Below are 14,869 nucleotides of genomic sequence, written 5' to 3' on the forward strand. Positions count from 1 at the left end.
TCAGAGATCCTTGCGCAGGCGGGGGTCGAGAAGGTCGCGCAGACCGTCCCCCACAAGCTGGAGCGCCATCACGGACAGGATGATGGCGAGGCCCGGGAAGACGGTCATCCAGTCGGCCTGGCCGACATATTGCCGTCCCGCCGCGATCATCGTGCCCCAGGTGGGGATGTCCGGGCTGACGCCGACCCCGAGGAAGGTCAGGCTCGCCTCTGCCAGGATCGCGTAGGCGAAGATGAAGGTCGCCTGCACCATGATGACGGACAGGAGGTTGCGCAGGACATGGCGGTAGAGGATGCGCCAGGTCGGCACGCCGAGCGCCCGCGCCGCCTCCACATAGGGCAGCTCGCGGATGACGAAGGTCGAGGCCCGCACGATGCGGGCGAGGCGCGGCGTGTAGACGATGCCGAGGGCGACGATGACGGTGGCGGCCGAGGGGCCGAGCGCGGCGACCAGCGCGATGGCGAGCAGGATGTCGGGAAAGGCCATCATCGCGTCTATGATCCGGGCGATGATCACGTCGGTGCGGCGGAAGAAGCCTGCCGCGAGCCCGAGCGCGATGCCGATCACCGACGCGAAGATCGTTGCCGCCGCGCCGATTATCAGGGAGGTGCGCCCGGCATAGATGGCGCGGGTGAAGACGTCGCGGCCTAGCTCGTCGGTGCCGAACAGATGGTCGGCGCCGGGCGCGATCAGCCGGCTGGAGATCGACAGCTTGTTGGGGTCGTACGGGGCGAACAGCGGAGCGAACACGCACAGGACGACGATGACCAGCAGCAGCGCCATGCCCAGGGCGAGGGGCTTTCGCTGGCGCAGGACCTTCGCCACGGCGAGGCCGCGGCTGGCTTGGGGAGCGGCTGAAACCGACATCAGAACCGCACCCGGGGATCGATGACGAGATACAGCATGTCGATGGCGAAATTGATCAGGACGTAGAGCGCCGCGACGACGAGCAGCGCTCCCTGGATCACCGGATAGTCGCGCCGCATCACCGCCGAGACCACGAGGTTGCCGATGCCGGGCAGGCCGAACACCGTCTCGGTGACGATCGCCCCGGAGATCAGCAGGGCCGCGGTGATGCCGATGACCGTGAGGATCGGGATCAGCGCGTTCTTGAAGGCGTGCTTGAGGATGACCGTCGGCTCGGCCATGCCCTTCGACCGGGCCGTGCGGATGTAGTCGTCGTCGAGGACATCGAGCATCGAGGCGCGGGTGAACCGCAGGATCAGCGCCGAGCTGACGACGCCGAGGGTGACGGCCGGCAGGATCAGGTGATGCAGCCGTTCGAGCAGCGTCGTATCCGGGCCGCCATAGCCGGCCACCGGGAACCAGCCGAGACGCACCGCGAAGACCTGGATCAGGATGAGCGCCAGCCAGAAGCTCGGCACGCTGGCAGCGAACATGGCGAGGGTGGTGGAAGCCTGGTCGAACAGGCTGCCGCGATAGTAGGCGGACAGGATGCCGATCGGCAGGGCGATGACGGTGGCGATCAGGATGGAGAAGAGCGTGAGGAAGAAGGTCGGCTCGGCGCGCTGGCCGAGCGCGGTCAGCACCGGCATGTTGAGGAAGATGGAATCGCCGAGATTGCCGGTCAGGATCTGGCCGAGATAGACGCCGAACTGGACCAGCAGCGGCTGGTTGAGGCCGAGCCGGTCGCGCAGCGCCGCGATGTCCGCAGCGGTGGCATCCGGCCCCAGCATGACGGCCGCCGGATCGCCCGGGGCGATGCGAACGATCACGAAGACGATGGTCGCCACCACGAAGAGGACGACGATCATGCCGGTGAATCGTTTGAGGACGTAGGTGGCCATCGCGCGTTCCGGTGAGATCGGGAAGGGTCCGGCGGGCGCCAGGCGCCCGCCGGAGACGGCTTATTTCGCGATCGAGACGTTCCAGAAATACGGCCAGGGCGAGGCTTCGAACCCTTCGACCTTCGGCGACTTGGCGGCCAGGGCGGCGAAGTCGCCGACCTTGTAGAAGGGCGCCTGCTCGTAGATGAGGCCCTGGATGTCGGACCATATCTCCTGGCGCTTCGCGAGGTCGGTCTCGGTGTTGAGCGCCGTCAGGAGCTCTTCCTTCTCCGGCGTCGACCACCAGCCGGGATAGCTCGCCGGCAGCGGCGCGATCAGCGCCGGATCGGGCAGGAACGGGCTGTGGGTGATGAAGATGTCCCAGAGGGCGGGATCGGCGCGGCGCTGCACCAGCGTTGCCCAGTCGACCACGTCCAGCTGCGAATTCAGCCCGGCGGACTTCAGATACGCGTCCAGCACCTGCGCCATCTTGTAGTGGAACTCGTACTGCCGGCTGGTGAGGATGCGGATCGGCTCGCCGTCGTAGCCGGCCTGTTCGGCAAGGCTCTTGGCCTTCTCCACGTCGCCCTGGTTGTAGGCTTCGACGCCGGTCTCGTTCCGCCAGACATAGCCCTCGGGGTAGAGCGCGCCGTCGACCTTGAAGAAGCGCTCCTCGCCGAAGGCAGCCAGCATGAGGTCGTCGGAATTCTGCAGGGCCTGCACCGCCTTACGCATGGTCTGGTCGGTCATGACCCCCTGCTTGGTGTTCATGATGAACATCGGCCAGCCGAAGGATTCCGTCAGCATCGGCTCGGTCTGTCCGGTCAGACGGTCGTAGGATTCGACGGGCAGCAGCTCGGCGTAGTCGTATTGTCCGGCGACGGCGCCTTCGACGCGGGTGTTGGCGTCGGGGACCGGCACGAACCGCACCTCATCGAGCAGCGCCTCGCGGCGACCGCCGAAGCCGTCGGCCTCGCCCTCCAGCGGCTGGTAGTCCTCAAAACGGACCAGCTGGATGTACTGGTCGGGGCGCCGCTCCTTCAGCATGAACGGCCCTGTGCCGATGAACTCGGTCAGCGGTTCGGCCAGCGTCTCCTTCGGCAGGATGACCGCCGCGGAATTGTTGAAGGCGAGCAGCGCCGGCAGCGGGCCGAACGGCGCGCTCAGCGAGATCGTCACGGTGTTGGCGTCGGTCGCCTCGACCTTCTCCACCTTGTCGGCAACCAGCTGGCCGCGGGAGGCGATCTTCAACCAGCGCTCCAGCGAGGCGACGACGTCGTCCGCCGTCATGGTCTTGCCGTTGTGGAACTTGATGCCCTGGCGCAGCGGGATCGTCACCGTCTTCCCGTCGTTGGAGATTTCGGGCAGGTCCGCCGCCAGCAGCGGGGTGACGTTCCATTCCTTGTCGAAGGTGTAGAGCGTCTCCAGGAAATGCTGGGTGACCATGCCGAGAAGATCGCCCGTGGCGGCCATCGGGTCGAGCGTGTTCGGCTCGCCGATGGTGGCGACGGTGATGATGCCGCCGGGCTCGTCCTGCGCCATCGCCGCAGCGCCCGAGGTGACGAGGCCGCCGAACGCCATCGTCGCCGCAAGGCAGGTTTTTGCCAATGCCTTCAACATTTCTCAGTCTCCTTCGGTTTCGGGTCTGCGAGGGAAGGGGCGCCGGACATGTCCCGGACGACGACAAGCAATTGTTTGGTCACTGCCTCGACGATCGCCCGGCCCTTGGCCGCGGTCGCCAGCGACGGGTCGCCGACGACGCCGAGCCCGTCGGACATCTCCGCCATGGAGCGAAACAGCCCGCCACGGGCCGGCATGATCATGTCGGCGTTCGCCCAGCCATGGGTCGGCACGTAGCTCATGGCCGGAAGACGATCGGGCCGGCGGACCGCCGCCGGATCGATGTGCAGCATCAGCGATGTCTCGAGCTCGCAGGCGTGGTTGGCGCCGGCAAAGCCGCTGTCGCGGATCGCCGCGATCTCCGGCCCGGCCAGCCGCCACCAGGTCAGCATCGCGATGCGGCAGTCGCGATGCGACGCCCCGAAGTCCTCGAGCAGGACCTGGCCGATGGCCTGGTTGCCGCCATGGCTGTTGAAGATCACCAGATTGCGGAAGCCGTGCCGGACCACCGACTGCAGGATGGCGCCGACATAGTCGAGGAAGCTGCGATGGCCGATGCTGAGCGTGCCGGGGAAGTCCATGTGGTGCTCGGAGCAGCAGACCTTGACCTGCGGCAGGATCAGCACTTCATCGCCGGCCTCGGCCTCCAGGGCGTCGAGAAACGCGCCGCCGATCACCGCGTCGGTGTCGAGCGGCAGATGCGGGCCGTGCTGCTCGATCGCGGCGACGTTGACGATCACCGGCAGGTTTCGCGGCAGGTCCTGGATCTCGCGTGTGGTGAGGCGTTCCCAGCGCATCGGATCAGTCGACCACGCGCTTGCCGACGCCGAAGCTTTCGAGCGCGGCTTCGCTCAGCCTGACGCCAAGGCCCGGCCCGTCGGCAGGGACATGGATGAAGGGCGGCTCGACCGAAAGGGGCGTCTCGAGAAGGTCGTGCGAGCGGATCATCCGGCCGAAGATGTCGCCGGGCCAGACGCAGCTGGCGGCGGCCGAACATTGGTGGACGTACATCGCCTCGAGGATACCGAGATCGACTTCGGAACCGTGCCAGCAATAGAGGCCCGCCGTGCGGGCGATGTGGTCGAGCTGCTGGAACCCGGCCAGCCCGCCGTTGAAGTTGAAACCGTCGACGGCGCCATGGGCGATGGCGTCGATCGCCTCGTAGGGACGCTGCCCCTGGTAGATGTACGGCAGGGAGACGTGCAGGGCGATCGGGATCGACGAGAAGCGCCGCAGCTCCTTGTAGTCGAGCATCATCCAGCGCGGGATCGGATCCTCGAGGACGAGGACGTTGCCGATCTTCTCGATCTCGCGGATGATCGGCCGGGCATTGCCCGGGTTCTCCCAGCGCTGGTTCGGATCGAAGATGATCTTCATGCCGGGGGCGTGCTCGGCGATCCTGGCGCACCAGCCCGGCACGTCGTCCTCGAGATCGCACTTGAACTTGATGACCTTGAAGCCCTGGTCCTGGTACTGCCGGACCCAGGGGCCGATCTCCTCCTGCGTCCGGTGGCTGGACCAGGCGCTGACCGCGATCCTGTCGCGCAGCGCGCCGCCGAGCAGGCGATGCAGCGGGACCCCGAGCTGCTTGGCATAGGCGTCCCAGATCGCGCATTCGAACCCGTCATATTCGCGGCAGAGCGGGATCGGCAGCTTCTGCAGGATCAGCTCGTCGATCGAGCGTCCCATCAGGTTGTCGGCGATCTGTTCGACGCGAGTCCATTCGTGATCGCGGTAGAACTCGCCGAGACCCACCGTGCCGTCGGAAAGGTGCAGGCGAAGGATCAGCTTCGGCAGTTCGTCGAACTGCACGCTCCAGCTCTCCTTGCCGCCGACCGGAAGCATGTGGAGCGGCTTGGCGAGACTGTCGGAGTTGATGACGCCGGGGTGAGCCGGAACGACGACCTCGTCGAATTCGAAGCGGGTGATATGCGCCTGGCGCGAAGCGATGCCGTCCACGATGGTCTCCGTCTGCTTTCAGACAGAATTTGTACGAAAACTACATTCCCTGTCAACAGACGTGGTGAAAATGCCTGTATACGGCAATTTTCGTTAATTTCGCCGAGCTCCGAGCTACAAAAATTGGCGCAACGCTACATTTTCAGTCGCCGACCGGCTGATTTTCGCTCTCGCCGTTCAGATCGGCGAGCATCGTGCGGGCGTTCCACAGCTTGGAGGAAATGTGCTTCATGCGACGGCCGCCGAGAAGCGTGGCGAGGCAGTCCAGTATGTACAGCTGGCCGTACCTGCCGCGGTTCGGCATGTAGAAGAACTTCTCCTCATCGAAGGCGATGAGCGGGATGAGGACGTCCGCCTCCTCGGCTAGCGGCGTGGCGGGCGCCGTGACGGCGATGATCGAGGCACCGCATTGTTTCGCCGAGCGCGCGCTCTCGATCAGCGAGCGCGGGCGCCCGGTGACCGAGAACATCAGGAAGACGTCGTTCTTGCCGGCGGTCGCCGCGGTGATCCGCTGCTTGTAGGCATCTGCGGTGGCGCTGGCCGCTAGATCCAGGCGGAAGAGCCGGTTCTCGGCCTCCGCGGCCACGTTGGCAGAACTGCCGCCGACGCCGAAGCAGAAGACCCGCCGGGACCCGTCGATCAGATCGGCAGCGCGGTCGAGTGCGGCGGGGTCGCGCTGCGCGAAGGCACTGGCGAGGGCCTGGCTCGTCGCCTCGTAGACATGCCCGGCGACGTCGCTGCCGGTGTCGGCCGGGTGCTGGTAGTCGGCGGAGAGATACATCCGCCCGATGGCGTAGTCCTGGGCCAGCCGGATCTTGAAGTCGCTGAACCCGTCGCAGCCCATGTGGCGGGCGAAGCGGATGACGCTGGGCTCGCTGACTCCGGCGCGGGCGGCCAGCGCCTTGACGCTGCTCCGGGTTGCGACGTCGATATTCTCCAGCAGGGCATCGGCGACCGCTTTGTCGGCGCGCTTCATGGTCGGCAGTTGCTGGCGCATGCGGTCGATGAGACTCAGCGGGGGAGGCCCTCTCAGCGCGCCGATCTCTGGCCTCTGTTTCTTCAAGTGTGCTTCCCTGTTTGCGCCTGTCTGCCTGTGACCCAGCCCATTACCGAGCAAGCAGTGGGTCTCGTGACGCTAGCGACTCCTGTCGCTGCGAGGAAGGGCGACGCCGGATCGGCATCATCGACGGTTTCTCGTCAGATTTTGCTATGTCCGTTGTCTCGTGCGGTGCTGGAAGCCCGGCCCACCGGTGGAGGGTCGTGCCTGATCCGATAGCTGAACCGGTTGTGGCGGCCTGGCAAACGATGAACGGCAGCTTATGGAATCTCGGCGATTGTTCACGAAGTTCCAGGCCGGGTCGGAAACGGAAGGGCAGCTATCCGCGACGGCGCCTCGGAATCGGTCAGGCCGCTTTCGGCCACTGTGGAATCGGAAACGGTTTCCGGGCCGGGTGAGGTGGCAAGCGCTCGGTCCGGTTCCTGGTTACCTCACCACGCACTCATGATGCCGGCGCTCAGACCAGGCGATAGCCCACGCCCGCTTCGGTGAGGATGCGGGTCGGGGCGGCAGGGTCATCTTCCAGCTTCTGCCGCAGATGGCCGATATAGACCCGCAGATACTGCGTGTCCGCCTCGTTGGCCTTTCCCCAGACCTCGTGGAGAAGATGCTTGTGGGTCACCACCCTGCCGGCGTGCCGGAGCAGGATGGCGAGCAGATCGAACTCGCGGCGTGTCAGCTTGACGGTGTGAGCCCCGTTCCGCACGATCCGGGCTTCAAGATCGAGCGACAGGTCGCCGGACTTCAGAAGCCCCGGCGCGGCAGGCTGTCGATGGCGGAGCGCCGCGCGAAGCCGCGCCATCAGTTCGCCGATGCCGAAGGGCTTTTCGACATAGTCGTCGGCGCCGAGATCCAGCGCCTGCACCTTTTCCGCCTCCCGGTCGCGTGCCGAGAGCACCACGATCGGCACGTCCGACGTACGGCGCAGCCGTTCGATCACGCGCTTGCCGTCGATGTCGGGCAGGCCGAGGTCGAGAACGATGGCGTCGGGCCGCTCGGATGCCGCCAGCGCCAGGGCGGTCGTGCCGTTCATGGCCTGGATGACGAGATAACCCTCGGCGGTCAGCGAAGGCTTGAGGAAGCGATGGATGGCCGGCTCGTCGTCGACGACCAGGATTGTCGGCTGTTTCATCGGGCGCCTTCCGCTCTGGCCGGCAGGCGGATCCGGAACGCCGCACCCACCGGATGCGCCGGATCTGCCGGCAGGAGTTCCACCGTGCCGCCATGGGCCTCGATGATCCCGCGGGTGATGGCAAGGCCGAGGCCCGCGCTCTCGCCACCGTCGGCCGCCGACCGGTGGGCGCGGGAGAATTTCTCGAAGACATGCGGGCGCAAGCCTTCCGGAATGCCGGGCCCGTCGTCGACGATGTCGAGGACGATACCGCCATCCTCCCGGTCTGCAGACAGCGTCACGTGGGCGTCGGCACCCGCGTGCCGCACGGCATTGCCGACGATGTTGCCGACGGCCTGGTCGAGCAGGGCGCGATCGGCGCAGGCGAGAAGCGGCTCGTTGCGCAGCCTGACGGCGAAGTGCTGGGTGGCGCCGCGTTTGGTCGCCGTGTCGACGGCGCGCTCCAGGACATCGCGGATGTCGACGCCCTCGCGGTTGAGTTCGAGCGCACCCGCCTCCAGCCGCGTCATGGACAGGAGATTGCGGACCATCGAGTCGAGATGGCGTGCCTCGTCCCGGATCTGCGCCAGGAGATCGGCGCGCGCCGCCGGATCGAGCCTTTCCTGGTATTCGATGAGCGCGGTCGCGGCGCCCAGCACCGAGGCGAGCGGCGTGCGGAAATCATGGCTGATCGAGGCGAGCAGGATGTTGCGCACCCGCTCGGTTTCGGCGGCGGTCCGGGCCGTGCGCACCTCGGTCGACAAGAGGGCGCGGTGCAGAGCGGCCGCCGTCTGTTCGGCGAGCGCCAGGAGGAGCGTCTGTGTCTCCACGGCGAGGGGCCGGCCGTCGGCCGCGCGTTCGACGCCGATCACGCCGACCTGGCCGCCGGGCACGACGAGCGGCAGGAACGTCCAGCCGCTGTTCGGCAGCGTCCCTGTGCCGGCCCCCGCCGGCTCGCCGCGATCGAACGCCCAGCGGGCTGCCGCCCGTGCCGGCGTGTCGAGCCGATCCTCCGGCGGCCAGGACGCGCCGATGTGAAGGTCGTCGCCATCGGGGCGCAGCAGGACGCAGGCGCGGCCGACCGCGGCGTTGATCTCGCTGGCCGCCGCCTCCATCACCCGCGCCTGGTCGGGCAGCGCGGAGAGCTTGCGGGTGAATTCGTACAGGCGACGCGCGGCCCGCGTCCGCGCCGCCGACGCACGGATCTGCTCGCGCGCCTGCCCGGCCACGGCCGACATGGAGACGGCGATGATCAGGAACATCACCAGCGCCAGCACCTCGTGCGGGCGCGCGATCGTGAAGGTCTTGGTCGGGTCGATGAAGAAGAAATTGTAGGCCACGAAGGACAGGAACGACGCGAACACCGCCGGCCACGTGCCGTAGGCGATGGCGGGCACCAGGACGGCGAGGAGGTAGACCATCGAGACGTTGGGGAGCGGGACGAAGCGCAGCATCTGGGAGCCGATGAGTGTCGCCGCCACTACGCTGGCCACCGCGGCCGCATAACCGTTCCATGTTCCCAGATCCGGCAGCCGCAGGACCGGCCGTCGCTCCTCCTCTTCGCCTGTCAGGACATGGATCGAAACCCCCGTGGCGCGTCGGACCAGGGCGTCGGCAAGGCTGCGCCGCCGCGGCCACAGCCCGCGACCGCGGGCCTTGCCAACGACGATCTGGCTGACGTTCTCGAACCGCGCGAAGCGAAGCAGCTCGTTCGGCAGGTCCGAGCCGACGAGCCGCCGGGTCTCGGCGCCCAGCGCCTCGGCCAGCTGCATCGCCTTTTCCAGCCGGTTGGCCTCGTCTTCGTCCGGCGTCACGCCGGGGCGCTCGATCGTCACCGCGAACCAGGGCGCGTCGAGAAGATCGGCCAGCCGCTTGGCACCGCGCACCAGGCGCTCGGCGGAATCGTTGGGGCCGAGGCAGACGAGCAGCCGCTCGCCGGCGGCCCACGGGCCCTCGATCGCCCCGCCCTGCATGCGCTCGAGCAGATCGCTGTCGACCTGCGCCGCCACCTGTCGGAGGGCCAGTTCGCGCAGGGCGGTCAGGTTCGACGGCTTGAAGAAGTTCTGCGAGGCCCGCGTCGCGGTGTCCTCGACATAGACCTTGCCCTCGGCGAGGCGGCGGATCAGCTCGTCGGACGGCAGGTCGACGAGGACGATCTCGTCGGCGACCTGAAGCGTGGTGTCTGGCACCGTCTCGCGCACCCGGACGCCGGTGATCCGCTGGACGACGTCGTTGAGGCTCTCGACATGCTGGACGTTCATGGTCGTCCAGACGTCGATCCCCGCCTGCAGGAGTTCGGCAACATCCTGCCAGCGCTTGGGATGCCGGGATCCGGGCACGTTCGAGTGGGCATATTCGTCGACGATCAGCAGCGACGGTCGCCTGGCGAGCGCCGCGTCGATATCGAACTCGGCGACGAGGCGGCCCTTGTACGGCACCAGCTGGCGGGGCAGCACCTCGAGGCCGGCGATCATCGCTTCCGTATCGGCCCGGCCGTGGGTCTCGACGACCCCGACGAGAACGTCGCGGCCGGCCGCTTTGGCGCCGCGCGCGGCCTGGAGCATGGCGAAGGTCTTGCCGACGCCGGGTGCCGCGCCGAGGAACAGGCGCAGCCTGCCGCGCCCTTCTCGCTCGGCATGGGCGAGCAGGGCGTCGGCGGAGGCGCGGGGCGCGTCGTCGGGGATCATGAGCGCCTTTCGGGTCGCTGCGGCGGCATGACGGCTGGAATGCCTGAGGGGGCGCCGGCCGGCGCCCCCTCAGCGATCATGTGTGGCCGCCCGGCGGCCGGATCAACCGGCGGGCGTCGCCGTCGAGGCCGTGGGCACGCCGGGCTGCGGGACCGCATCGGGGGTTGCCGCCGGGGCGGCGGCATCGAGCGCGACGTTCACGGCGAGCACGTTGACGCGGGGCTCGCCGAGGATGCCGAACGTCCGGCCCGACGTGCCGCCGGCGATGAGGCGCCGGACATCGTCGACCGCCATGCCGCGCGCCTCGGCGATGCGCGGCGCCTGAAGCGCCGCGTAAGCCGGCGAAATATCGGGGTCGAGGCCGCTGCCGGACGTGGTGACGGCGTCGGCCGGCAGCAGGGAGGCGCCGGTCTCGGCCTTCAGCGCGGCGGCATCGGCCCCGATCCGTTCGGCCAGCTTGGCGCTGGTAGGCGCGAGGTTGGTGCCGGAGGAGGCGGCACCATCGTAGCCGTCGCCCGCCGCCGAGGGGCGCGGATGGAGATATCCCGCCTGCGAGAAGGGCTGGCCGATCAGCGCCGAGCCGACCGTGGTTCCGTCGCGGGTAACGAGGCTGCCCGACGCCTGGTCCGGAAAGACCGCACCCGCGACGGCGGTCATGGCTGCCGGGTAGAGGAGGCCGAGCAGCACGGTGAAGATGCCGAGGAGTGTCGCCGCGGCGCGGATCTGGGAAAGCATGGTTGGTCTCCTTGGGAGGGGTTCAGGCGAGGCCAAGGGCGGAGACGGCGACGTCGATCAGCTTGATGCCGACGAACGGCACCAGGATGCCGCCAAGGCCGTAGATGGCGAGGTTGCGGCGGAGCACGGTCGCCGCGTCCATCGGCCGGTAGGGCACGCCCTTCAGCGCCAGCGGGATCAGCGCGACGATGACGAGGGCGTTGAAGATCACCGCCGACAGGATCGCGCTTTCCGGCGAGGCAAGGCCCATGACGTTGAGCACGCCGAGCTCGGGGATCGCGGCGATGAACAATGCCGGGATGATCGCGAAATACTTCGCGACGTCGTTGGCGATCGAGAAGGTCGTCAGCGAACCGCGGGTCATCAGCAGCTGCTTGCCGATGCCGACGATCTCGATCAGCTTGGTCGGATCGCTGTCGAGATCGACCATGTTACCGGCCTCCCGGGCGGCCTGGGTTCCCGACTGCATGGCGACGCCGACATCCGCCTGGGCGAGCGCCGGCGCGTCGTTGGTGCCGTCGCCGCACATGGCGACGAGCCGGCCCTGGCGCTGCTCGTTGCGGATGTAGTTCAGCTTGTCCTGCGGCGTCGCCTCCGCGATGAAGTCGTCGACACCGGCCTCCGAGGCGATGGCGGCCGCGGTGACCGGGTTGTCGCCCGTCACCATGACCGTCCTGATCCCCATGCGGCGCAGCTCGGCGAAGCGCTCCTTGATGTCCGGTTTCACCACGTCCTTCAGGTGGATCACCCCGATATAGCGGCCGTTCTCGGCAAGCCCGAGCGGTGTCCCGCCGGATTTGGCGATCCGCTCCACCGCGGCGGCGAAGGCCGGCGGCTCCGGCACGTCGCGGCCGGCCGTCTCGCGGACGAATTTGCGGATCGCGTCGATCGCGCCCTTGCGGATGCTCTTGCCGGCCATGTCGACGCCGGAGAGGCGCGTCGTGGCCGAGAACGGGATGAAGGTCGCTTCGCCCGCCGGCGCGTCCGGAATGGCGATGCCGTATTTTTCGCGCGCCAGCACGAGGATCGAGCGGCCCTCCGCCGTCTCGTCGGCCAGCGAGGCCTGGACCGCGATATGCGCGGCTTCGGTCTCGGTCACGCCCTGGACGGCGACGAACTCCGAAGCCATGCGGTTGCCGAAGGTGATCGTGCCGGTCTTGTCGAGGAGCAGCGTATCGACGTCGCCGGCGGCCTCCACCGCCTTGCCGGACATCGCGAGCACGTTGTGCCGGATGAGCCGGTCCATGCCGGCGATGCCGATCGCCGAAAGCAGGCCGCCGATGGTCGTCGGGATCAGCGTGACCAGAAGCGCGACGAGGATCGGCACGGAGACGGCCGCCTGGCTGTAGGCCGAGAAGCCGGTCAGCGTGACTACGGCGATCAGGAAGATCAGCGTCATGCCGACGAGCAGGATCGTCAGCGCCAGCTCGTTCGGCGTCTTCTGCCGCTCGGCCCCCTCGACCAGCGCGATCATCCGATCGAGGAACGACGAGCCAGGCGCCGCGGTGATGCGCACCACCAGCCAGTCGGAGACGACGGTGGTGCCACCGGTGACCGCCGAGCGGTCGCCGCCGGCCTCGCGGATCACCGGCGCGGACTCGCCGGTGATGGCGGCTTCGTTGACCGAGGCAATGCCCTCGACGATCTCGCCGTCACCCGGGATGAGATCGCCGGTCTCGACCAGGACATGGTCGCCGACCTTGAGGTCGAGGGCCGACAGGCGCTGGACGCTCGACCGGTCCTTCGGATTGGCGAGCTTCTTGGCCACGGTGTCGGTGCGCGAGCGCTTCAGGCTGTCCGCCTGGGCCCGGCCGCGCCCCTCTGCGATGGCCTCGGCGAAATTGGCGAAGAGCACGGTGAACCACAGCCAGGCCATGATCTGGCCGGTGAACAGCAGCGGGTTGCCGGCGAGGACGTCGCGCACGAAGAGGACGGTGACGACGGCCGCGACGATTTCCGTCACGAAGATCACCGGGTTGCGCAGGAGGGCAGCCGGGTTGAGCTTTCGGAAGGCGTCGATCGTGGCGCGCCCGACGAGGTCGGGCCGGAAGGTGGAATTGACCGCTTTGGCAGCCATGGCAGTGGTTCCTTATGGTCGGCTCCTCGTGCGAGGACGGCCGACGGGGATGAGGGTGAAACGAGCCGAACCGCCTCCCGCGCCAGACGGCCGGGAGGCGCTCTCGTCAGAAGGTCTTGCCGGCGAGCATCTGGACCTGCTCGGCGATCGGGCCGAGGGCGAGCGCCGGGAAGAACTGCAATCCGCCGAGGATCAGGATGATCCCCGCCATCAGCCCGACGAAAAGCGGCCCGTGCGTCGGGAACGTTCCGGAGGACGGTGCGAGCCGGGTCTTGGCCACCAGCGAACCGGCGATGGCCATCATCGGCACGATGTAGGCGAAGCGCCCGAGCAGCATGGCGAGGCCCAGGGTGGTGTTCCACCAGGGCGAGTTCGCCGACAGGCCGCCAAAGGCCGAGCCGTTGTTGCCGGATGCCGAGCTGTAGGCATAGTAGATCTCCGACAGGCCGTGCGGACCGGCATTGCCGAGTCCCGCCAGAGCGGTGGGCAGCACCGCGGCGACCGACGAGAAGCCGAGGATCGCAGCGGGCAGGATCAGGATCGCGAGGATCGCCATCTTCATCTCCTTCGCCTCGATCTTCTTGCCGAGATATTCGGGCGTGCGCCCGACCATCAGCCCGGCGATGAAGACGGCGATGATGGCGATGACCAGGATGCCGTAGAGCCCGGAGCCGACGCCGCCCGGCAGGATCTCGCCGAGCATGATCAGCACCATCGGCACCATGCCGCCGATCGGCGTGAAGGAGCCGTGCATCGCGTTGACCGCGCCGTCCGAGAGGCCGGTGGTGACCGCCGCGAACATTGCCGATGCGGCGAGGCCGAAGCGGACTTCCTTGCCCTCCATGTTGCCGCCCGACGGGTCGAGCCCGGCGGCGGCGAGGATCGGCGTGCCGGCGGCTTCCGCCCAGTAGGCGACGCCAATGCCCGTCACCAGCAGCAGCGCCATGACGGAAAGCAGCGCGACGGCCTGGCGCCGGTCGCCGATGAGGCGACCGAAGGCGAAGACGATCGCCGTCGAGACCACCAGCATCTGCCAGATCGTCAGGGCGTTGGAGAGCGGCGACGGGTTCTCGTAGGGATGCGCCGCGTTGACGTTGAAGAAGCCGCCGCCGTTGGTGCCGAGCTGCTTGATGGCGATCTGCGAGGCGACGGGGCCGAGTGCCAGCGTCTGTTCGCCGCCTTCCAGCGTCGTGACCGTCGCTGAGGCCTCGAAGGTCTGCGGCGTGCCCATCGCCACCTGCGCGAGGCCGGTGACGATCGCGAGGGGCAGCAGCACGTAGAGCGTCGCGCGGGTGACGTCGGTGAAGAAATTGCCGACGGTCTGCATGCCGGAGCGCGCGAAGGCCCGCACAAGGGCGACCGCCAGCGCGATGCCGGTGGCCGCCGACAGGAAGTTCTGCACGGTCAGCCCCGCCATCTGGCTGAGATGGCTCATCGTGGTCTCGCCACCATAGGCCTGCCAGTTGGTGTTGGTGACGAACGAGACCGCCGTGTTGAAGGCAAGGTCCGGCGCGAGGCCGGCGAAGCCTTGCGGGTTCAGCGGCAGGACGCCCTGGAAGCGCAGCAGCAGATAAAGGAGAAGGAAGCCGCCGGCGTTGAAGACGAGCATGGCGAGCGTATAGCCGAGCCAGCCCTGCTCCTTGGCTGGATCGATCCCGGCGATGCGGTAGAAGCCGCGCTCGACGGGCCCGAGAACGGGCGTCAGGAACGTCCGCTCATTGGCGAAGACGCGCCCCATGAAGGCGCCGAGCGGGATCGCGAAGGCGACCACCGCGAGAAGAATGACGAGAATTTGCAGCCAGCCGACGACGGACATGGCACCTGCCTTTCGAGATG

Annotated in this window: 11 protein-coding genes; all 11 read right to left on the minus strand. The window is 67.9% G+C overall.

Annotated features, from left to right (window positions below; genetic code table 11):
• Positions 1-870, minus strand: a complete 870-nt coding sequence (locus tag LXB15_RS20730) for an ABC transporter permease (protein WP_370640252.1) — start codon at positions 868-870, stop codon at positions 1-3.
• On the minus strand, positions 867-1,808 hold the full coding sequence (locus LXB15_RS20735; RefSeq protein ID WP_233950235.1) for an ABC transporter permease: 942 nt from the start codon (positions 1,806-1,808) through the stop codon (positions 867-869). The genes LXB15_RS20730 and LXB15_RS20735 overlap by 4 nt, the downstream gene beginning before the upstream one ends.
• Before the next feature lie 60 nt (positions 1,809-1,868).
• A complete protein-coding gene (locus LXB15_RS20740; protein ID WP_233953276.1) occupies positions 1,869-3,368 on the minus strand; it encodes an ABC transporter substrate-binding protein in 1,500 nt (499 codons plus the stop codon).
• A 32-nt stretch (positions 3,369-3,400) separates the two neighbouring features.
• Positions 3,401-4,204 (minus strand): creatininase family protein, encoded by an 804-nt coding sequence (locus LXB15_RS20745; RefSeq protein WP_233950236.1) that lies wholly within the window; start codon positions 4,202-4,204, stop codon positions 3,401-3,403.
• Positions 4,205-4,208: 4 nt separating this feature from the next.
• Positions 4,209-5,366 (minus strand): mandelate racemase/muconate lactonizing enzyme family protein, encoded by a 1,158-nt coding sequence (locus tag LXB15_RS20750; protein WP_233950237.1) that lies wholly within the window; start codon positions 5,364-5,366, stop codon positions 4,209-4,211.
• A gap of 142 nt (positions 5,367-5,508) precedes the next feature.
• Positions 5,509-6,363 carry a MurR/RpiR family transcriptional regulator gene (locus LXB15_RS20755; protein ID WP_233950238.1) on the minus strand — a complete coding sequence of 285 codons (855 nt, stop codon included), beginning with the start codon at positions 6,361-6,363 and terminating at the stop codon, positions 5,509-5,511.
• A 517-nt stretch (positions 6,364-6,880) separates the two neighbouring features.
• Positions 6,881-7,555, minus strand: coding sequence for a response regulator (locus LXB15_RS20760; RefSeq protein WP_233950239.1), 675 nt, complete (start codon positions 7,553-7,555; stop codon positions 6,881-6,883).
• Positions 7,552-10,221 (minus strand): sensor histidine kinase KdpD, encoded by a 2,670-nt coding sequence (locus tag LXB15_RS20765; RefSeq protein ID WP_233950240.1) that lies wholly within the window; start codon positions 10,219-10,221, stop codon positions 7,552-7,554. The genes LXB15_RS20760 and LXB15_RS20765 overlap by 4 nt, the downstream gene beginning before the upstream one ends.
• 102 nt (positions 10,222-10,323) lie before the next feature.
• Entirely contained in the window at positions 10,324-10,956 is a 633-nt protein-coding gene (gene kdpC, locus LXB15_RS20770) for a potassium-transporting ATPase subunit KdpC (protein ID WP_233950241.1), read from the minus strand.
• Between the two features lie 22 nt (positions 10,957-10,978).
• Positions 10,979-13,033, minus strand: coding sequence for a potassium-transporting ATPase subunit KdpB (gene kdpB, locus LXB15_RS20775; protein WP_233950242.1), 2,055 nt, complete (start codon positions 13,031-13,033; stop codon positions 10,979-10,981).
• 106 nt (positions 13,034-13,139) lie between these two features.
• Entirely contained in the window at positions 13,140-14,849 is a 1,710-nt protein-coding gene (gene kdpA, locus LXB15_RS20780) for a potassium-transporting ATPase subunit KdpA (protein ID WP_233950243.1), read from the minus strand.
• Between the last annotated feature and the right edge of the window lie 20 nt (positions 14,850-14,869).

The organism is Aurantimonas sp. HBX-1, from assembly GCF_021391535.1.
GTDB lineage: Bacteria > Pseudomonadota > Alphaproteobacteria > Rhizobiales > Rhizobiaceae > Aurantimonas.

Excerpts from the sequence above, each read along its gene's own strand:
- LXB15_RS20735 (WP_233950235.1), bottom strand. The coding sequence starts at position 1,808 with ATGGCCACCTACGTCCTCAAACGATTCACCGGCATGATCGTCGTCCTC.
- LXB15_RS20740 (WP_233953276.1), bottom strand. The coding sequence starts at position 3,368 with ATGGCGTTCGGCGGCCTCGTCACCTCGGGCGCTGCGGCGATGGCGCAG.
- LXB15_RS20745 (WP_233950236.1), bottom strand. The coding sequence starts at position 4,204 with ATGCGCTGGGAACGCCTCACCACACGCGAGATCCAGGACCTGCCGCGA.
- LXB15_RS20755 (WP_233950238.1), bottom strand. The coding sequence starts at position 6,363 with ATGCGCCAGCAACTGCCGACCATGAAGCGCGCCGACAAAGCGGTCGCC.
- LXB15_RS20760 (WP_233950239.1), bottom strand. The coding sequence starts at position 7,555 with ATGAAACAGCCGACAATCCTGGTCGTCGACGACGAGCCGGCCATCCAT.
- LXB15_RS20765 (WP_233950240.1), bottom strand. The coding sequence starts at position 10,221 with ATGATCCCCGACGACGCGCCCCGCGCCTCCGCCGACGCCCTGCTCGCC.
- kdpC (WP_233950241.1), bottom strand. The coding sequence starts at position 10,956 with ATGCTTTCCCAGATCCGCGCCGCGGCGACACTCCTCGGCATCTTCACC.
- kdpB (WP_233950242.1), bottom strand. The coding sequence starts at position 13,033 with ATGGCTGCCAAAGCGGTCAATTCCACCTTCCGGCCCGACCTCGTCGGG.
- kdpA (WP_233950243.1), bottom strand. The coding sequence starts at position 14,849 with ATGTCCGTCGTCGGCTGGCTGCAAATTCTCGTCATTCTTCTCGCGGTG.